Consider the following 19,637-nt stretch of genomic DNA (forward strand, 5'->3'; position numbering starts at 1 on the left):
CGGCGCCGCAATAACGGATCATGCGGGAGGAGGCGCAATCACCGTCAGCCGATCGGATCAGTAGGTGTAGCGAACGCCCAGATAGAACTGGCGGCCGCCGATCCGATAGTTCTCGAAACGTTGGGTCTTGGAGTCGACGTACGAGATGTCCTTCTCGTTGGTCAGGTTCAGGGCGTCGATGCTGAACGACAGCTGGTCGCTCACCTTGTACGAGGCCGAGCCGTCCAGGAACGTGGTCGACAGGTTGCCTTGGACATCCTGGTTGTAGCGGCCGGGCACGGCGGTCAGGTACTTGTCGCGATAGTTCACCGAGATGCGGGCCTGCGCCTTGCCGCGCTCGTAGTAGAGCGTGGCGTTGTAGGCGTTCTTCGACAGGTTCAGCAGCGGCGCGCTGATCGTCTGGGCCCCGGCCGCCGTGCTGGCGAAGTAGTCGATGTCGGAGTCGACATAGGTGTAATTGGCCAGGAGGCCGAAGCCCCGCAGCGCCTTGGGCAGGAAGTCCAGCGGCTGCTGGTAGTTCAGCTCCAGCCCCTTCAGCGGACCGCCAGGGGTGTTGACGACGTTGGTGATGCTGAAGTCGTCGTTGGCGTTGACGCCCGTGCCGTCCAGCAGCGACACCGGCAGGCCGGTCGAGGAATAGGGCGCCGCGGTGGTGATGGTCTGCACATAGGTGCTGATCTTCTTGTAGAACAGGCCCGCCGACAGGATCACGCCGGGCTTGGGATACCATTCGACCGAGAAGTCGGCGGTCTTGGCGCGATACGGGTCGAGGTTGGCGTTGCCGGTCGAAACGCTGCGCGAGCCGCCGGCCACTGACACGGTGGTCGCCGCCGCCAGGTTGCCCAGGGCCGGACGGGCCATGACCTTGGCGGCCGAGAAACGGATCAACAGCTTGTCGTTCGGCTCGGCCACCAGGTTCATCGACGGCAGGGTGTCGTCATAGGCGCGCTCGACGGTGGTCTGCACGAAGCCCGCCGGGTTCACCGTGGTCGGCACGTTGGTGTAGAAGGTCGAGGTCTGCCTGGTCTCGACATAGCGCACGCCAAGGTCGCCGCGCACCCGCCAGGTTCCGAGGCCCTGGTCGAAATTGGCCATCAGGTAGCCGGTCCTGTCCTCCTCCCGCACCGAGCGGTTCTCGCCGCGCACGCTGGCCACGCTCTGTGACAGGGCGGTCCGGCCGGTATTGCCGTAGATGTCATAGGCGGCGGCGAAGGCGTCGATGTTCGGCGTCGTCCAGCAGGTCGGGGTCGGGCTGGGGACCTTCATGTTGCCCAGGCCGCAGAACTGCTCGGTCAGGCTCTGGATCGTGTAGCCCGACGGAATGGCCGGGAAATTGGCCTCGCCCAGGGCGTAGCGGTAGGACTGGGCGTTGAAGTCGTACTGTTTCCAGTTGGCGCCGGCGCGGATCGAGAAGCCGTCGCTGAGGGCGTACTTTCCGTTCAGCTGGACGGTCTTGTAGCTGTTGTCGGTGTAGTTGGGGCGCAGACGGATCTCCGGACCAGTGGGGCCCGTGCCGCCCGGCTGGGTCACGGTCGGGCCGAAGTACCACAGGGCCGGATTGGTGACGTCGAAGCCGTAGCTGATGGCCGGCAGGTACTGGCCTTTGGGCCGGATGTCGATCGAATAGCCGTCGACGTTGAAGCGGTCGATCTGGGTGGAAATGTCATTGAAATTGTCGAAGTCGGAATAGGAATAGCCGACCACGCCGTCGAGGCTGAACTTGTCGCCGAACTTGTGCTCGCCGTTCAGGGTCCATTGGCCGAAGTCGGTCGAGAACACGTCGCGGTTATGTTCCGAGCGCATGTCGACATTGTCGAACAGGCCGTATTGCAGGGTGTTGTCGGCATCCAGGATCATGTCTCGGACCAGCATCTCGGGCTTGCCGCCCTGCGAAGCGCCGCGGCTGAAGCCGATGGCCTCCAGGGGCCAGTCGTCGCGGTTGACCTTGTAGCGCGAGAACAGTCCGTCCAGCGTGACCTTGGTGTCCTCGTCCGGCGCCCATTGCAGCGAGCCCGTCAGGCCCAGGCGCTCGGTCTTTCCCAGGCCCTGCACGTAGCGCATGAAGCGCGGATAGTAGGTCGTGGGCGCGCTGGCCAGGTTGTAGATCTCGGTGGCGTGGGCGAACTCGGCGGCCGGCACGTCGCAGAGCCCGCCCGTGCCGGTGGTCGGCCGGCACCAGCCCCCATCGCCCGTACCCTGGTTCCACAGGCCCGAGCTGGACTGCTGGAAGTTCACCGCCGTCTTCGAATAGGCGATCGAGAACAGCGCCCCCAGCCTGTCGTCGGCGAAGGTGTTGCTGACCAGCAGGGCCAGGCGCGGGCGGGTCTTCTCGGTCTGGTCGTTGTAGCCGGCCTGGGCCGAGGCGGCGAGCTTGAAGCCCTTGTAGTCGAACGGATGGCCGGTGGTCAGGTCGACCGTCGCGCCCAGCGACCCCTCCTCCACGTCGGCCGACGGCGTCTTGCGCACGTCGATGCGGTTGAAGAGTTCGGAGGCGAAGACGTTGAAGTCGAAGCCCCGGCCGCGGTTGGCGCCGCCATAGCCGTCGGTGGAGGCCTGGGCCTCCATGCCGTTGATCCGCACGCGGGTGAAGTCGGGTCCCAGGCCTCGCACCGACAGCGCCCGTCCCTCGCCCTGATCGCGGCTGATCGCGACGCCGGGAATGCGCTGGATCGACTCGGCCAGGTTGTTGTCGGGGAACTTGGCGATGTCCTCGGCGAGGATCGAGTCGACCACGCCGGTGTTGCTGCGCTTCAGCTCCAGCGCCCGCTGCAGGCTATTGCGAAAGCCGGTGACGACGACCTCGGTCACGGCGTCGGCAGGGACGTCCTGGGCCTGGACCAGCGGGGCCTCGGCGGCCGGGGCGGGCTGGCCGCTGACGGTGGTCACGGCCTCGCCGGCCTGGGCGACGTCGCCCAGGGCCAGGACCAGCGCCAGACTGGAAACGCCGCCGATCAGGCGCGCGTGAACCTTATCGATCATTCGTTTCCCCTCTCCTGGCGGTCGGCGCCGCGCGTTCTAAGGCGCGCTTCTGCGAGCAACTGGAGTGATCAGTATACCAGTTCAGAGTCTTGGCAAGGCGTGACAGAAACCGGTTATCGGGTTTCCTGGCGTTGCAGCGTCACCGGTCCCAGCAATCCGGATGGCGACAGGGGCGACGACGGCTCGAACGGCTGGATGGGCGCGAAGGTGTATTTCCGAGCCCCGGGCTGCAGGTCGCCGATCATCCGATTGGCCCAGAAGTTCACGACCCTGACCTCCAGCCTGTTCTCGCCTGGCTTGATCTGATCGGTGACGTCGACGGCGAACGGCGGCTTCCATAGCACGGGCAGGACCTTGCCGTTCAGGGTGACGGTGGCGAACTCGCGCACCTCGCCCAGGTCCAGCGACAGGCGCGCGCCGGAACCGAGCCAGGCCCTGGGAACGGTCAGGGTCTTCTCGTAGGTGGCCGCGCCGGAAAAGTAGCGGACGCCGGGGTCCGGCTGCTCGGTCCAGGAGCCCAGGGCGTCCAGGGTGATGGACGCGGGCGCGTCGAGGCCGGGCGCGAACCGGACGGTCCAAGGTCCATCGATCCGCGCGAGGGTGGTGGTGGTCCGGACGGGCGCGGGACGGCTAGCGGTCTTCGCCGGCTGGCGGAAGACCACGAACACGGCGTCGCTGGGGCCCAGGGCCAGAGGGACACGTGTGCGCGAACCCTCGATCGCATAGCCGGCCGGGGCCGCCGCGCCGGTGTCGGCCCGCCAGATCTCCGGGGCCTTGCCGGCGACGCGGAAGTCGAGGTCGGCCTCGACCCTCTTGCCGGAGGTGTTGGCGACGAAGAACAGTTCGCCGTCGTCGAGAACCCGGCGCGTCCAGACCAGGCTGTCGCTGGGCGACCGCACCGCCGGCGCGATCCCGGCCCCTGCCAGGATCTGACCGACCTCGCCCGAGCGCACCCGTCCCCCGCCCCACAGCCGGTCGGCCAGCCCGCGCCACTCGGCGTCGGCGGCCGTCCCGCCCGACAGGCTGGGCGAGCCCACCGGCCGCTCGCCGATCACCAGGGCGCCGGCCGCCGCCAAGGCGTCCAGCTTGCGCAGCACCGGCAGGCTCAGCCGATCGATACGCCGCGGAAGAACCAGGGCGCGATAGCTGACGCCGGACGGCAGGATCAGCCGCCCGCCCGCCACCGACAGTCGCTGGATCAGGCTCTCCGCATCCAGATAGTCGAAGTCGTAGCCCGGCGGCAGGCTCGCCTTTCCGCCCTCCAGCAGCGGCAGGCCGGCCGCCGCGCCCTCGCCGTAGAAATAGGCGATGTCGGCGCCCGGGCGACCCTGGCGCAGCATCCAGGCGCTGCGGGACAGGTAGTCGGTCCAGGCTCGCATCTCGCCCTCGGCCCAGGTCTCGTTGCGCGACAGGTGCTGGCCGTACTGGCGCAGGGTCATGCCCGGCCTGCGGTCCAGGAACGGCTGGTGGGCCGAGGTGTGCAGCACGAAGTGGTTGACGCCCTCGGCCAAGTAGCGGTCGACGATGGGCTTGGCCTGCCAGGGACCGGTCCGCCAGGGCTCCTCGCCCATGGTGGTCAGGGCCTCGGCGCCGACCAGGGGCTTGCCGTAGACGTGGGCGGCCGAGGCGGCCTCGCGGATGTCGGCCAGGTGCGCGGCCGGTGGCGGCTTGTCCTGGGCGTAGACCCAGAACTCGCCCATCGGCAAGTCGGCCCGGCCCTTGGCCTGCAGGCCGTCCGCGGTGGTCGGCAGGTCGACGCCCGGGGCCTCGGCGGCGTAGGTCAGGCCCTCGCCGTGCAGAACCCTGGCGATCTCTTCGAAATGGTGCTCGGTCAGCAGGTCGGCCAGGGTGCGGCGGTAGTCCCAGAGGAAGCGCTCGGTGCGGGCCGCGTCGTCCACCACCCGCCCCGTCAGGGCCGGCAGCCACGGCGTCAGGTCGTAGCCGCGCCGCCTGGCGAACTCGGCCGGCATGGCCTCGGTCCAGTTGGCCTGACCCGCCTCCCAGCTGTCGGTGATCACGAAGCCCAACCCGCCCCCTCCAGCCTTGGGGCCGTACAGCTCACCGAGTTCGGCCTTCAGCGGGTCCAGCAGGCCGTGCATATGGGCCCGCACATGGTCGGCGTTCAGCTTGTCGACCTCCAGGCCCAGGCTCTCGGCCGAGGCGGGCGTGTCGCGGCGGCCGGTCAGGGACCAGCCCAGGCGCAGCACGCGCCAGCGGCCTGGCGGCGGCGACCAGTCCAGCGTTCCGTCGGCGCGAAGGCGGTCGGTCAGGTCCAGCACGCCTTCCGCCGGGATCCCCTGCCCTCCGGCCGGCGTGACGACGGCCTCGTAGTCGTCCAGCACGCCCCAGCCGGCCTTGTCCTCGAAGCGATTGACGCGGGGGTCGGCGTGCGGGGCGAACTCGGTGACGACAACCGGCTTGTCGGCCTCCAGGCGCAGGCGGACAACGCGGCCCGTCGCGGCGGGGAAGGCGAAGGTGCGGACCGGCAGGCCCTGGCGCGCCTCGCCCGGCAGCACGGCCAGCGGACGAAACGCCACGCCGTCGTCGCTGACCTCGACCACGCCCTTCGGCATGGCGCCCTCGACCCCGACCGTCACCGCCCGCAGCGTCACGGGCTTGGCGAAACGCAGCGTCAGCCAGCCCTGCGCCGCCAGAGGCGCCAGGGCCGGCGCGGCATAGGCGCCGTCCGACAGGCGGGCGGCGTCGACCACGCCGGCGCTGGACGCCGCCGCCGGCCCGACGGCCGCCGCCTCGTCCGGCGTCAGTCGCCAGGCCACGACCTTGACGTCGCGATAGAGCCGCGGCTCGGCGAAGCGGGCGTTGATCGGCAGGTCCTGGAACGGTCCGCTGGCCCCGGGCGGCGGGGGCAGGCGGTGCGGCCCCCGGCCCGACAGCGTCGTCTCGCTCCAGACCAGCTTCTTCATGGCCTGCTGCGGCGTCACCCAGGGACCGCCGGTCTCGCTCCAGCCGCCGCCGGCCGCCAGGCCGAAGTCGAGACCCAGCGCCCGGGACCGCGCGGCGGTGTAGCGGACCATCGCCTTCCATTCGGGCGAGCCATAGCCGACCCGATGCTCGACATATTGCGGGATCGGCGGCGAGCCGAAGCCGATGTCGAACAGGATCGGCCCGCCGATCCCGGCGCGCTTCATCCAGTCCAGATCGAGACGGATGCCTTCCTGGGTGACGTTGCCGTTGATCCATTGCCAGAAGACCTGGGGCCGCGTGGCGGCGGGCGGCGTCTCGAAACCGGCGCGGAGCGCGTCTTCGGCTTGGGCGGTCGAGGGAGCGAGACAGGCGCTCGCCAGCATCGTCGCCAGGCCGAAACTGATCCCACGCCCCGCCATGCGTTGTCCCTGTCATTTCGCCTGAGGCGCCACCATAGCCGCGGGCGCTGAAAGCGAAAGCTGGTATGATGATTATATCAGATCACCTTCGCGCGGCGCTTGTCGCGAGCGCCGCCCTAGATCCCCGCCGGCAGCTTCAGGAACATCTCCGGCTTGAGCGCGGCGGGCGTGAAGCGGGCCTGGCGGATCGCGCCCTTGAAGTAGTCGACCCGGTTCATCCGCACGCCGACAGAGGCCCGCCCGGGGCCTTGCGGGGTGAAGGCGATCTTCGCCTCGCCCTGCAGCTGGCCGTCGACATAGGCGCGGTAGGTCTCGCCGTCATAGGTCTGGGCCACGTGGCGCCAGCGGCCGACCGGAAACAGCTTGTCGGGAGCGACCAGGGTCTGCTTGTAGCCCGGCCCGTTGACGAAGGCGTCGAGGTACCACTGGTCCCCGACCACGCGCAGCTCGAACAGCATCCGGGTGTTGGACGGCGTGGCGGGCGCGGGGATCGGCTCGTCGGAAGCCAGATGGAACCACCGCTGGGCGAACACGCCGCCGTCGGGCCGGATGAAGGCCTCGAAGGTGAAGGTGGCGGCGCCCGCCAGGGGATGGCGGTCGATGAACAGGGCGTCGTCGACGCCGTCGAACAGCACCGCCTTGCCCAGCGGCGTGTCGATCACGGTCGGCGCGCCCTCGACACGGGTCGCTTCGCCGCCGATGCGGTCCAGGCAGTCGAAGGTCCAGACGACGGCGGCAGGCTTGGCGGCGGCGGACTTGGCGGCGGCGAGGGCGGGCCCGGCGGCCAGACTGGCGGCGGCGCCAAGCAGAAGGTCGCGGCGGATCATTGCGCTATTGGCCATCTTCAGAACCCCGTCCAGCCGTCAAGCACCGTGGGGACCGTATAGGCCCGCGCCTGCGCCGTCGTCAGCTGGCGACGACGCCTGGATGACCTGCCCGCGCCCGGTCCATGGCTGGCGTATTCGAACAAACGCGCGTCCTCCGGCTCCAGCATGGCGCGGCGACCGCCTTTCAGATTGTAGTGCATCGGATACCAGCCCTCGGGCACGATGTGGTCGTCCATCCAGCAGCGGACGAAGGCCGCCTGCCCGACCGCGTCGGGATTGCCGTAGCGGCCGTCCGGGAAGGCCATGGTGTGACGCCAGGGCCGGCCCAGGGCCATGGTGTGATCGGGCATGTCGGCGTCGCGGGTCAGGCGGCAGTCCAGGAATACCAGGCCGAACCGCTGATGACGATCGGTGTCGGGCGCGGCGATGAAGCCATGGAAATCCTTGCCCGGCCGGGTGCGCGCGCGGATCTCGCAACGGTCGAACACCGCCCGGCCGGCGCCATAGATGAAGTCGACGCAGCCGCTGACATAGCAGCGCCGGAACAGGCTGCGGCCGGCGTCGGTGAACAGGGTGTCCTGCCAGCCGGTCAGAGCCACGTCCTCGAAATAGGCCTTGTCCGAGCCCTTGCCCAGCTTCAGGGCCGTGGCCTGGGCGCCGCTGGCGCCGGTGCGGTCGTAGTCGACCTCGGCCGGCATGTGACCCGGATAGTCGAAGTCGTTGGCGATCGTCAGCCGCTCGGCCCGGAAGCCGGGCGCGGTGACCGTGACGGTGGCGATTTCGGCCGGACCGCCGGGGCGGTTTCGGCCGGCGGCGTATTCGTTGAACACGATGACGCTGGCCGTCCGTCCCTCGCCGATCAGGTGGACGTTGGGGCGGGTGACCGCAACCTGCTCGCGCCAGGTTCCGGCCGGGACCAGGATGCGGAACGGCCGGGCGCCATCGGCGGGCGCGGCGTCCAGTGCGGCGGCCAGGGTGGGGAAACCCTTGGCGCCGCCTCGATCCCGGCCCTCGCGGTCGAGCACCGCGTCGAACGCCGGTCGGGACGCGGCGCGAGCCGGCCCGACGGCCAGGGCGGCCAGGGCCCCGCCGGCGAACAGCACGGTCCGGCGATCATGAAGCATCGACATCGGCGATCCCCAGGGACGCCGGGGCGCGGCCAAGGCCGCGTCCCGGCCGTCATCAGAACGTGTAGCGGAAGCCGACGAAGAACTCGCGGCCGGTCTCATGGTAGAACGACACCAGCTGACTGGAGTCATAGTACTGGTCCTGGATCTCGTTGGTCAGGTTCACCGCCTCGAAGGTGAAAGCCAGGTTCTTGGTCCAGTTGTAGGTGGCCGAGGCGTCGATGTTCATCGTCGCCTTGGTGCCCTCGACGTCCGAGCCATTCCGACCGGGGATCTGCGTCAGGTACTTGCTGCGATAGGCCGCCGAGACCCGGCTGCTGAACTTGGAGTCCTCGTAATAGAGCGTGGCGTTGTACGAGGTCTTCGACAGGTTGGTCAGCTGGCCCTTGGCCGCCACCGCGCCGGTCGAGGTCAGGTAGGTGACCTCCGAGGTGACCCGGGTGATGTTGCCCAGGAAGCCGAACTTGTCGAACGGCGCCGGCAGGAAGGTGAAGGGCTGCTGGTAGTTCAGCTCGATCCCCTTGAGCGGACCGCCGGGGGTGTTGATCGAGGTGCTGAACTGCCAGACCGGCAGGTCGGGCGAGCAGCCCGGCGTCGTGCCGCAGGCGGCGACCGCGGCGCTGTCGGGCAGGCCGAACGGATTCTTGTCGAACGTCGACAGGGCCGAGGTGTAGCTCTGCACGAAGGTCGAGATGTCCTTGTAGAAGAACGCCGCCGACAGCAGGGCCTGGGGCTGGAAGTACCATTCGAACGCCAGGTCGTAGGTCTTGGCGCGATACGGATCCAGGAAGGGGTTGCCCGAACTGACGGTCTTGGTGCTGCCCGTGCTGATGTTGACCCCCGGGGTCAGCGAGCCGAGGTTCGGCCGCGACATGACCTTGGCCGCGCCGAAGCGGATCAGGACGTCTTCGGTCGGCTCGATCACCAGGTTCAGGGCCGGCAGGAAGTCGTTGTAGCTGCGCGTGGCGGTCGAGGCCGAGATGGTCTGGTAGTTCACGCCGCTGACCGTGGACGGCACGACGCCGTAGCCCAGCGACTTCTGGCGGGTCTGCACGTAGCGGAAACCGAGATCGCCGCGCACCGGGACACCCCAGGCGCTGAAGTTGAAGTCGCCCTGCAGGTAGCCCGTCGTATCCCATTCGTTGACGGTGTAGTTGCTGCCCAGGCTGGGCTCGACGCCCAGATTGTACATGCCGCAGCCGGTGGTGAAGCAGGTGGTGGCGAACGGGCTGCGCCACACCGTGCCCGGGGTCGTGGTGACGGCGCTGTTGTAGCTGGGATCGTTCATGTGCAGCGCGGTAACGGCCGCGTTCAGGTCGGGCGTGATCCATGAGCTGACATTGCCGGCCGGCAGGCTCAGGCTCGAGAAGTCGATGGTCTGGGCGTAGGAGGAGCGCGGGATGTTGCGCAGCGCCGCCAGGGTCACCGGATTGACGTTGGCCGTGGTGCCGTTCGAGCGGGCCAGGGCGACGCTGTCGGTCTCGTAGGCCTTGTAGGCCAGACCGCCCTTGATCTTCAGATTGTCGTTCCAGTCATAGGCGCCGTCCAGCTGGGCGGTCTTGTAGCTGTTGTCGACGAAGCCCTGGACCATGCGGATCTCCGCCAGGGTCCAGGCGTCGGCGTTGGCGGTGTCGCCCGTGCCGTAGGTGATGGTCGGGTAATCGTCGCCGCGGCTGTAGTCGTAGCTGTAGCCTTGGACGTTGTACTGGTCCCACTGGACGGTGTTCTGGACCGGGTTCTTGAACTCCGACTTGGAATAGCCCAGCACGCCGTGGATCTTGAACCGGTCGGTCAGCTGGTGTTCCCCGTCGAGGGTGAACTGCTTGAACTCCGTCTCCAGCTCGTCGTGGCGCTGCTCGGTCTTCAGGTCGATGTTGTTGAACGTGCCCTTGGTCATCACCGGAAAACCGGTGCGCGGCGTGGCGATGGTGTAGTCCACCACGTCGACCTGATTGATGCCGCACGAGGCCGGCGAACTGGCCGTGCAGGCGCCGGCGGTCTGGGGCGTGAAGGTCTCCAGGAAGTCCTCGTTACGCTGGCCCTTGAAGTCGGCGTACAGCATGTCGAACGTGAACAGCGTCTTGTCGCTGGGGGCCCATTGCAGCGAGCCGGTCGCACCCAGGCGCTCCTGCTTGTTCTTGTACCAGTCGAAGCGTGGGATGCGGGGATGGACGGCGGCGTTGGCCTCGGCGCAGGCGGCGGCGTTGGTCGCGCAGGTCACGCCCCTCACGCTACGAAAGCCGGGGGCCGCGGCCGTGCCGGTCTGCCAGCGCACGGTGCTCGTGCCCTCGTCCAGCAGCTCGCGCTTGGAATAGGCGATCGAGAACAGCGCCCCGAGGGTGTCGTCGCGCCAGGTGTTGGAGATCAGGGCCGCGGCGCGCGGATTATATTTGTCGGCCAGGTCGTTGTAGCCCTCCTTGCCCGAGATCGCGAAGTTGAAGCCCCGCTTGTCGAACGGCCGCGCCGTGCGCAGGTCCACCGTTGCGCCCAGCGAGCCTTCCTCGGTCTCGGCCGAGGCGGTCTTCTGCACCGTGATGCGGTTGAACAGGTCCGAGGCGAAGACGTTGAAGTCGAACGAACGGCCGCGGTTGGTGCCGCCCGAGGCGTCGGTGCCGCCGGAGGTGCTCAGCGCCTCCATGCCGTTGATCCGCACCCGGGTGAACTGGGCGCCCAGGCCGCGCACCGAGATCTGCCGCCCCTCGCCGGCGTCGCGCGAGATCGCCACGCCCGGGATGCGCTGGATGGATTCGGACAGGTTCAGGTCGGGGAACTTGGCCATGTCCTCGGCGTAGATGGCGTCGACCGCCGCCGCCGAGGTGCGCTTGACGTTCAGCGCCTGGGCCAGGCTGTTGCGAAAGCCGGTGACGACGACGGCCTCGACGGTGCTGTCCTCCGCGGGAGGTGGCGGGGTCTGGGCCTGGGCGTGGGCCGTCCCGCCGATCGCCAGCAGCAGGCCAAGGCTGGCGCCGCCGCAGAACAGGCGCGCGCGAAAGGAGCCGGATGATTTCCGCATGGTCGTCCCTCCCAGGATTTTCGGCGTCGTTTATGACACCGGTATCATTGTTCCCGCATGTTGCGATTGCTTTCCATATTTTTCAAGACGAAAGCGGGCGGGCCAGGATCCGATCCCGCAAACGGCCCCTATAGCCACGCTTGGGCACCGATGGTCTCGACAGCAGGCGGTGCGGTTTGCTGTTGTTTATTTTCGACAAGTCGCGACACCGGCGAGGCCGATCCAGACGACCTCGACAAACGCGGTCGAAAGTCTCGCGCGGCGTCCGGATCGGCTTTGCCAACTACCATTTTATGGCATAGAAATCCATATAATGAAAATGACACCGGTTGCAGTGGCGTTTTGCGGAGGAAAATCGTGATATTCCAACCCCTCTCGCCCCTGGCCCGAATTCTGGCCGCGTCCCTGGCGACTGCGAGCTTGGCTACGGGGCTCTCGGCCCACGCCGTCGCCGCCGCGCCGAAACCTTCCGCCGCCGCCAAGTCCGCCGCCATCCCGTCCCCTGACGCGGTGCTGGCGGTGCTGAACCGCGCCAACGCCGCCCAGATCCAGGCCATGCGCGCCGAGCCGATCCCCGTCTCGACGGGCGGCGCGGTGCGCGAGATGTCGTCCAACTGGGTGTCGGCCACCTACTATGTCGGCGCGGCGCGGCTGGCGCGGGTGACCAACGACCGTGACACCCTGGTCTTCCTCAGTGAGGCGGCCGAGCACTTCAACTACGGCCTGCGCGGCGCGCGATCGGCCAAGCTGATGCTGAACGCCGACGAATGGGCGATCGGCGACCTGTACGAAGAGCTCTACGCCCGTCGGAAACAGCCCGGGGTAATCATGCCGTTGCACCAGCGGCTGGACTGGTCGGTCCAGCACCTGACCCGCACGCCGATCCCCCAACACCTGGTCTGGTGGTGGAGCGACGCCCTGTTCATGGCCCCGCCGGTTCTGGCGCGGATGAGCGCCCAGACCGGCGACAGGACCTATCTGGACGCCATGGACAAGCAGTGGTGGCGCACCTTCGCCCGCCTCTACGATCCGGACGAGAGCCTGTACTTCCGCGACGAGCGCTTCATCGAGCGGCGCGACGACCAGGGCCGCAAGCTGTTCTGGTCGCGCGGCAACGGCTGGGTCATGGCCGGCATGGCCCGCGTGCTGGAGTCCATGCCGGCCGACTACGGCTCGCGCCCCCGCTATCTGACGACCTTCCAGGCCATGGCCAAGCGGGTGGCCAGCCTGCAGCGAGCCGACGGCCTGTGGCCCTCCAGCCTGATGCAGCCCGAACAGTTCCCGGAGGCCGAGACGTCCGGTTCGGCGTTCTTCGTCTACGCCCTGGCCTGGGGGATCAATCACGGCGTGCTCGACCGGGCGACCTACCTGCCCCACGTGACCAGGGGCTGGGCGGCGCTGGAGGCCCAGGTCCTGCCGAGCGGCATGATCGGCGCGGTCCAGAAGACCGGCGACCAGCCCGTCACCACCGCCCCCGCCGATATCGGCCCCTACGGCACGGGGGCCTTCCTGCTGGCCGGGATCGAGGTCATGAACCTCGGCAAGTCGGCCACCGCCCTGCCCCTGCCCGAACCCGCCCCGGACGCCCCGGACTTCATCGTCGCCACTACACCGACCCCCGCCCTGCCCCGGACCGTGCAAGGCTCGCCGGAGGAGACCGCCCGGCACGCCGCCGAGATGAAGGCCGTGGCCGCCCTGGCCTATGACCCGGCCATCGAGGGGCCAGGCCTGGCGCCGGCCACCGTCCCGCCCGCCGCGCCGGGCCAACCGACGCCGCCGAAGATGATCTACCGGATGGCGCCGCCGCCGGCCGGCCAAGACAGGCCGCGCGCCACCGTCCGCTATGCGCCCGAGCGCCTGGACGACATCCTGTGGGAGAACGACCGCACGGCCCACCGCATCTACGGTCCGGCGCTGGAACTGGCCGAGCCGCCCTCGACCTCGGGGATCGACGCCTGGGGCAAGAGCGTCCGCTACCCGTTCATGACCCGACAGCTGCGGACCGGCGACCAGCACGCCTATCACGGCGAAGGCATCGACTATTACAATGTCGGGACCTTCCGCGGCGCCGGCGGCCTGGGCGTCTGGGACGGCGGCAAGCTGTGGGTGTCGCGCAACTGGAAGTCCTACAAGATCCTCAAGGACGGACCGGACGTCGCCTCGTTCAAGGTCGACTACGCGCCTTGGCGGGCCGGGGCGGAGCGCAAGGTCTGGGAAAGCCGCACGTTCACCCTGCCGATGGGGACCAACTTCACGCGGCTGGTCTCGACCTTCCAGTCCGACAGGAAGGGCCCGCTGACCGTGGCCGTGGGGATCACCAAGAAGCCCACCGCCAAGACCCCGGGCGCGTTCTCGCTCGACAAGGCCAAGGGCGTGGCGACCTTCTGGGACGTCACCGACCCGGACAAGGGAACCATGGGCCTGGCCCTGCTGCTGGACCCCAGGCAGATCGTGGACGTGGTCGAGACCGACAGCGACTGGCTGGTGCTGCTGAAGGTCAGCCCCGGCAAGCCGTTCGTCTACTATATGGGCGCGGCCTGGGACAAAGGCCTGGACTTTCACTCGCGCGCCGAGTGGGAGGCCTATGTCCAGGCCCAGAAGCCGTCGTTCGACCCGGCGAAATAGCCGATGGCCGCCGCGCGCTCCCGGTCTGGCCTGGACCGCCGTCAGGTCCTGACGGCCGCCGGCCTGGGCGCGGGCGCGTCGGCGACCGCGGCCCAGGCCGCGACGCCGCAAGTCCGGGTTGCGGCGCCGCGGGTCGATTACCTGGAAAACCCGCTGGGCCTGGACAATCGAAGGCCTCGGTTCTCCTGGACTCTCGAGGCCGGCGCGGCGCGCGACGTCAAGCAGACCGTCTATCGTGTGACCGTGGCCAGCAACCCCGAGGCGTTGCGCGCCGGCGGTCCGTTGCTGTGGGACAGCGGCAAGGTCGCTTCGGATCGCTCGCTCGACGTCGCCTACGAAGGTCCGCCCCTGGCGTCCGGCCAGCGCTGCTGGTGGCGGGTCGAGGCCTGGGTCCAGGACGATCGGCCCGCGCGGCCCAGCGCCCCGGCCTGTTGGGAAATGGGCCTGCTGGACCCCGCCGACTGGACCGCCGGCTGGCTGGAGGCCGAGCCCGAGGCCATGCGCCAGGAACGGCTGGAGGGCGTCCACTGGATCTGGGGCGAGACCGATGACGCCGGCCCGCGCCGGTTCCGCTGGCGTTTCGACCTGCCCGAAGGGGTGAAGGCCGCGCGGGTCACGGTGTCGGCCAAGGACAGTCTGGCGGGCCTGTGGCTGGACGGCGTGTCGCTGATCAGGCCCGGCGACCGCACCGCCTGGGGCCAGGGCCCCAGCTTCGCCCTGCCCGACCTGTCGCCGGGCTCGCACGTTCTGGCGGTGGAGGTCGGGCTGCGTCTTGACGAGCCGCGCCCGGTGATCGGCGGCGCCCTGGCGGCCATGCTGCGCCTGACCCTGGCCGACGGCCGCGAGGTCCGCGTCCACGCCAAGGACGGTTGGCGCACGACGCTCGATGCGCCCGAGGCCTGGCAGGCAAGGGCCCATGACGACTCCGCCTGGTCCAAGGCCGGCCCGGCGCGGATCGTCCCGCCCTGCCATCCTTGGGTCACCGGACCGGCGGTGCAGTTGCGGCGCGCCTTCCGGCTGGACAAGCCCGTGGCCCGGGCCCGGCTCTACGCCACGGCCCTGGGCGGCTACGAGGCGCGGCTGAACGGTCGCAAGGTCGGCGACGGCGTGCTGGCGCCGGAATCCACCGACTTCCGCACCCGTGCGCTCTACCGGACCTATGAGGTCACCGGCCTGCTGCGGACGGGCGACAACGTGCTGGGGGCGATCGTCGGCGACGGCTGGTTCGCCAGTCCGTTCGGCTTCCTGGACATGCGCTACGCCTTCGGCCCGCCGCCGCGCCGGTTCTCGGCCCTGCTCGACGTCGAGCACAAGGACGGGACTCGCACGCGGATCCAGACCGACGGCCAGGGCTGGCGGCTGGCGGCCTCGCCGGTCGTGCTGTCCGAGATCTATGACGGCGAGACCTATGACGCGCGCCTCGAACAGGCCGGCTGGGACGCACCCGGTTTCGACGACGAAGGTTGGTCCGCCGCGCGGTTGGGCGAGACGCCGCCATGCCGCCTGGCCGCCCACGTCGCCCCGCCGATCCGGCCGATCCAGACCGTCAAGATCCGCAAGGTCAGCGAGCCCGCGCCCGGCGTGCGCATCCTCGACTTCGGCCAGAACGTCGCCGGCTGGTGCCGGATCAAGGTCAAGGGGCCGGCCGGAACCGCCGTCACGCTGCGCTTCGCCGAGGCCCTGCGGCCGGACGGGACGCTGAACACCACCTCGAACCGTCGAGCCCTGCAGACCGACACCTATGTCCTGCGCGGCGATCCGGCCGGCGAGACCTTCGAGCCGCGCTTCACCTTCCACGGCTTCCGCTATGTGGAGGTCACCGGCTGGCCCGGCGCGTTCTCGGCCGAAGCCGTCGAGGGCGTGGTGCTGCACAGCGACGCGGCCCTGACCGGCGCGGCGCGGATCGACCATCCGCTGATCCAAGCGATCTGGCGCAACACGCTGTGGAGCCAGCGCGGCAACTTTCTGGGCGTGCCCACCGACTGCCCGCAGCGCGACGAGCGCATGGGCTGGACCGGCGACGCCCAGATCTTCTGGGACGCGGCGGCCTTCAACATGGACGTCGACGCCTTCACCCGGCGGTTCATGGGCGACATCCGCGCCGGCCAGTCGGCGACCGGCGAGATGCCCGACACCGCGCCGTTCTGGGCCCTGGGCCAGAACACCCCCGGCTGGGCCGACGCGGCCGTCATCCTGCCCTGGACGGTCTGGCGACGGTACGGCGACACCGCCGTGATCGACGAAAACTGGGCGGCCATGGACCGCTGGAGCCGCCGGCTGCTGGAGACCAATCCCGACCACGTCTGGCGCAACGGCCGGGGCATGGACTACGGCGACTGGCTGTCGGTGGACGCCAGGAGCCGAGCCGACGTCACCACGCCCAAGACCCTGGTCTCGACCGCCTACTGGGCCTGGTCGACCGCCCTGCTGGCCCAGATGGCCCAGGCCAGCGGACGGACCGCCGACGCTGCGCGGCTGGAGGCCCTCCACGCGGCTATCAAAGAGGCCTTCGTCCGCGAATTCGTGCGGCCGGACGGCGGCGTGGGCAATGACAGCCAGACCAGTCACGTCCTGGCCCTGCGCTTCGGGCTGGTCCCGCCCGCCTTGCGCGCCGCCTCGGCTGGCCGGCTGGCGGCCGACATCCGGCGGCGCGGGACCAAGCTGTCGACCGGCTTCATCGGCACGCCCTACATCCTCGACGCCCTGGCCGACCATGGCCACGCCGACCTCGCCTACGGCCTGCTGCTGCAGACCGACCTGCCATCCTGGGGCTACCAGGTCGGCCAGGGGGCGACGACAGTGTTCGAGCGCTGGGACGGGATGAAGGACGGCGTCGTCACCGGCTCGCTGAACCATTACGCCTTCGGGGCGGTCTGCGGCTTCCTCTGGCGACGGATGATCGGCATCGACGCCCTGGAGCCCGGCTTCAAGGCCATCGCCTTCCGGCCGCTGGTCGATCCGCGCCTGCCTGGCGCGGCGGGGACTTACGAGTCGGCCATGGGTCGCATCGCCTGCGCCTGGCGCCGCACCGGCGACGGCCTGGCCGTCGAGGTCACCGTGCCCGCCAACGCCACGGCTCGGGTCCACCTGCCGGCCCTGCCTGGCGCGACCATTCGCGAGGGCCGGCGAGCGATCACCTTACTCGAGCGCACGGCGACCGAGGCGGTCGTCCAGGTCGGCTCCGGCTCCTACGCCTTCACCGTCACCGCCTAGTTCGCGGAGTTCCAAGATGCACAGACGCGCCCTCCTCCAGATCGGCCTGGTCTCCACCGCCGCCCCGACCTTGGCCCTGGCGGCCACCCGCGCCGTCGAGGCCAAGGCCCACGGCGCGATCGGCGACGGCAGGACGCTGAACACCCGGGCCATCCAGGCGGCCATCGAAGAGGCGGCCAAGATCGGCGGAACCGTCGCCTTCAAGCCCGGCGTCTATCGGACCGGATCGCTGTTCGTGAAGTCCGGCGTCACCCTGCGGCTGGACAAGGGCGTGACGCTGCTGGGCTCGCAGAACCTGGCCGACTATCCCGAGTTGCCGACCCGCGTGGCGGGGATCGAACTGACCTGGCCGGCGGCCCTGATCAATGTCTACCGGCAAAAGAACGTCCGCATCGTCGGCGACGGGACCATCGACGGCGACGGCAAGGTGTTCTGGGACAGCTACTGGGCCCTGCGCCGCCGGTACGATCCCAAGGGCCTGCGCTGGGCCGCCGACTATGACTGCAAGCGGCCGCGCCTGATCCAGATCTTCGACTCCGAAGCGGTCGAGCTGGCCGGGCCGCGCCTGCGCCGGGCGGGCTTCTGGACCGTCCACGTCTGCTATTCGCACGATGTCCACGTCGCCGACCTGAACATCCGTAACAACGAGGGTGGCCGCGGCCCCTCGACCGACGGCGTCGACATCGACTCCTCGCACGACGTGCTGGTCGAGCGGATCGACGTGGCCTGCAACGACGACGCCCTGTGCCTCAAGGCCGGCCGCGACGCCGACGGCCTGCGGGTGGCGCGGCCGACCTACAATGTCACGATCCGCGACTGCGTGATCCGCGACGCCTCGGCCGGGATCACCTTCGGCAGCGAGACCTCCGGCGGCTTCCACGACATCAAGGTCTCGGGCCTGACCGTGCTGCATCCCACCCCGGTCGGCATCCTGTTCAAGTCGGCCCACACCCGCGGCGGGGTGATCCGCGACATCGATATCCGCGACCTGCACCTGCAGGACGTGTTCACGGTGTTCCGGGTGAACCTGAACTGGAACCCCAGCTACAGCTACGCGACCATCCCCGAGGGCCTGACCAACGTGCCGGACTACTGGCGGGTGATGACCCAGCCCGTGCCGCCCGAGCGCGGCCGCGCCCATCTCAGCGACGTGCGGGTCAGCGACATCAAGGCGATCGGCGCCAAGACCGCCTTCGAGGTCGCCGCCTTCGCCGAGGCGCCGCTGGAGCGCTTCGCGTTCGACAACCTGGACCTCGACGCCCAGGCCGGCGGCCGCATCGCCAACGCCAAGGACTGGACGTTCAAGCGCACCCTGGTCGACACCCTGGACTGCAAGGCGCCGGAGGTGGCGGACTCGTCCGGCGTGGTCGGGCTGGAGCCTCGTCCGGCGGCCTGAAACCGCTGTTGGCGGACACGATTTCTCGACCTCGGCCCTTCGCGGGCGAGTGGGTGGGGAGGCGCGGAGCGGTCCGGGTCTGGCCCGGATGACCGTGGGTATTGAGTGTGCGTTTCGGCTAGACCTGACCGCTCCGCGAAACCGTTCTTCTCAAGGGACGGCGATTGAGGGCTTGTTTCATCCCGATCGACGTTTCCCCTCAGGCGGGCAGGATCAAAGTCGCCCGGAAGGGGCCGTCGGCGACTCCGACTGATCCTCGAACAGGCCGGTTTGAACTCCCAGCCCCGTCAACCCGCCTGTCCCGCTATCGTCCCCGACAAGCCTTGGAGCCTTCTGAGCCCCGCCGCCCGCCGCGGTCCGATCGCCAGGCCCAGGCGGCCCCGCTCGGTTCCATCCCCATCGCCTGCTTGGGCCGGTACCAAGAGCCCTCCCCCGCGATAGGGACGAGATCAGTATGGGACGAGTTTGAGCTCCGAGGACCGGTGACGCTGCTTTTTCTGCAGGGCGTTGAGATCGTTGAGGTTCGTAACGCCGCTGACGGGGATTGAGCGCCGTCTATCCCCCTAGCCGTCGTCATTCCCGCCCGGAAACCCCGGGGATGCACCGTTGCCAGCAAACCCAGTCCGGTGCAGGCAGCGGACATGCCGATGGTCCGCAAGGGGTGGGTTACGGACATTGCCGATGCTCAATGCGACGCTTACGCTCCGCGCATGAACCGAACGCAACAGACCTTTGGAAACAAGAAAGACGCCCCGATCTATATTTCGATCGAGCCGTGGCTCGATTGTTTCGAACTCGAACCAGGCGATCGACTGACCTTGATCTATGACGCGGCCGAAACCGGCGACGCGCTGTCAGTCGATTTTATCAATGAACGGGAGCTTGTCGTCTGGCCTAATGGCGCGATCGATAGCCTCCAGGTCCTGTTCAACGACGGGCCGTCAGACGGCCGTAGCTGGAACTTCAAACACAAGCAGACTCCAGCAACGTCGGACTAGAAGAAGTCGGACATTGTGCGCGTTACCGTCACCAACGAGTACGCATGAGGGGGAAGCATTGCGAAAGAGCTACGCCGTCACCTTGGCGCTTGCTTGCTTCTGCACCGCGCCACAG

9 protein-coding genes are annotated in these 19,637 nt (G+C 69.0%); 4 read left to right on the forward strand and 5 right to left on the reverse strand.

The annotated features are described in order from the left end of the window. Positions 1–57 precede the first annotated feature (57 nt). The 5 genes from G3M57_RS19365 to G3M57_RS19385 form a co-directional block, all read right to left on the reverse strand. Positions 58–2,979 (reverse strand): TonB-dependent receptor, encoded by a 2,922-nt coding sequence (locus G3M57_RS19365; protein ID WP_163232431.1) that lies wholly within the window; start codon positions 2,977–2,979, stop codon positions 58–60. Positions 2,980–3,092: 113 nt separating this feature from the next. Further along, positions 3,093–6,323 carry a glycosyl hydrolase gene (locus tag G3M57_RS19370; protein WP_163232433.1) on the reverse strand — a complete coding sequence of 1,077 codons (3,231 nt, stop codon included), beginning with the start codon at positions 6,321–6,323 and terminating at the stop codon, positions 3,093–3,095. A 116-nt stretch (positions 6,324–6,439) separates the two neighbouring features. Beyond that, complete coding sequence (locus G3M57_RS19375; RefSeq protein WP_230983683.1) at positions 6,440–7,165, reverse strand: LamG domain-containing protein; 726 nt, start codon at positions 7,163–7,165, stop codon at positions 6,440–6,442. 2 nt (positions 7,166–7,167) lie between these two features. Then, entirely contained in the window at positions 7,168–8,280 is a 1,113-nt protein-coding gene (locus tag G3M57_RS19380; protein WP_163232435.1) for a pectinesterase family protein, read from the reverse strand. Positions 8,281–8,332: 52 nt separating this feature from the next. After that, the gene (locus G3M57_RS19385; protein WP_163232436.1) at positions 8,333–11,290 is read right to left on the reverse strand and encodes a TonB-dependent receptor; all 2,958 of its coding nucleotides are present in this window, start codon (positions 11,288–11,290) and stop codon (positions 8,333–8,335) included. A 357-nt stretch (positions 11,291–11,647) separates the two neighbouring features. On the opposite strand from G3M57_RS19385, the gene G3M57_RS19390 reads away from it, so the two are divergent. The 4 genes from G3M57_RS19390 (at position 11,648) to G3M57_RS19405 (ending at position 19,522) form a co-directional block, all read left to right on the forward strand. Next, complete coding sequence (locus G3M57_RS19390; RefSeq protein ID WP_163232438.1) at positions 11,648–13,915, forward strand: glycoside hydrolase family 88 protein; 2,268 nt, start codon at positions 11,648–11,650, stop codon at positions 13,913–13,915. Positions 13,916–13,918: 3 nt separating this feature from the next. Continuing rightward, on the forward strand, positions 13,919–17,128 hold the full coding sequence (locus G3M57_RS19395) for an alpha-L-rhamnosidase (RefSeq protein ID WP_163232440.1): 3,210 nt from the start codon (positions 13,919–13,921) through the stop codon (positions 17,126–17,128). Positions 17,129–17,144: 16 nt separating this feature from the next. Continuing rightward, positions 17,145–18,524: a glycoside hydrolase family 28 protein gene (locus tag G3M57_RS19400; protein WP_163232442.1), complete on the forward strand. Its 1,380-nt coding sequence runs from the start codon at positions 17,145–17,147 to the stop codon at positions 18,522–18,524. A 641-nt stretch (positions 18,525–19,165) separates the two neighbouring features. Further along, a complete protein-coding gene (locus G3M57_RS19405) occupies positions 19,166–19,522 on the forward strand; it encodes a hypothetical protein (RefSeq protein ID WP_208789628.1) in 357 nt (118 codons plus the stop codon). Positions 19,523–19,637: the final 115 nt, after the last annotated feature.

This window comes from Caulobacter rhizosphaerae (assembly GCF_010977555.1).
Classification (GTDB): domain Bacteria; phylum Pseudomonadota; class Alphaproteobacteria; order Caulobacterales; family Caulobacteraceae; genus Caulobacter; species Caulobacter rhizosphaerae.

Coding starts and splice junctions, on each gene's coding strand:
- G3M57_RS19395 (WP_163232440.1), top strand. CDS start 13,919: ATGGCCGCCGCGCGCTCCCGGTCTGGCCTGGACCGCCGTCAGGTCCTG.
- G3M57_RS19370 (WP_163232433.1), bottom strand. CDS start 6,323: ATGGCGGGGCGTGGGATCAGTTTCGGCCTGGCGACGATGCTGGCGAGC.
- G3M57_RS19400 (WP_163232442.1), top strand. CDS start 17,145: ATGCACAGACGCGCCCTCCTCCAGATCGGCCTGGTCTCCACCGCCGCC.
- G3M57_RS19405 (WP_208789628.1), top strand. CDS start 19,166: ATGCCGATGGTCCGCAAGGGGTGGGTTACGGACATTGCCGATGCTCAA.
- G3M57_RS19380 (WP_163232435.1), bottom strand. CDS start 8,280: ATGTCGATGCTTCATGATCGCCGGACCGTGCTGTTCGCCGGCGGGGCC.
- G3M57_RS19385 (WP_163232436.1), bottom strand. CDS start 11,290: ATGCGGAAATCATCCGGCTCCTTTCGCGCGCGCCTGTTCTGCGGCGGC.
- G3M57_RS19365 (WP_163232431.1), bottom strand. CDS start 2,979: ATGATCGATAAGGTTCACGCGCGCCTGATCGGCGGCGTTTCCAGTCTG.
- G3M57_RS19375 (WP_230983683.1), bottom strand. CDS start 7,165: ATGGCCAATAGCGCAATGATCCGCCGCGACCTTCTGCTTGGCGCCGCC.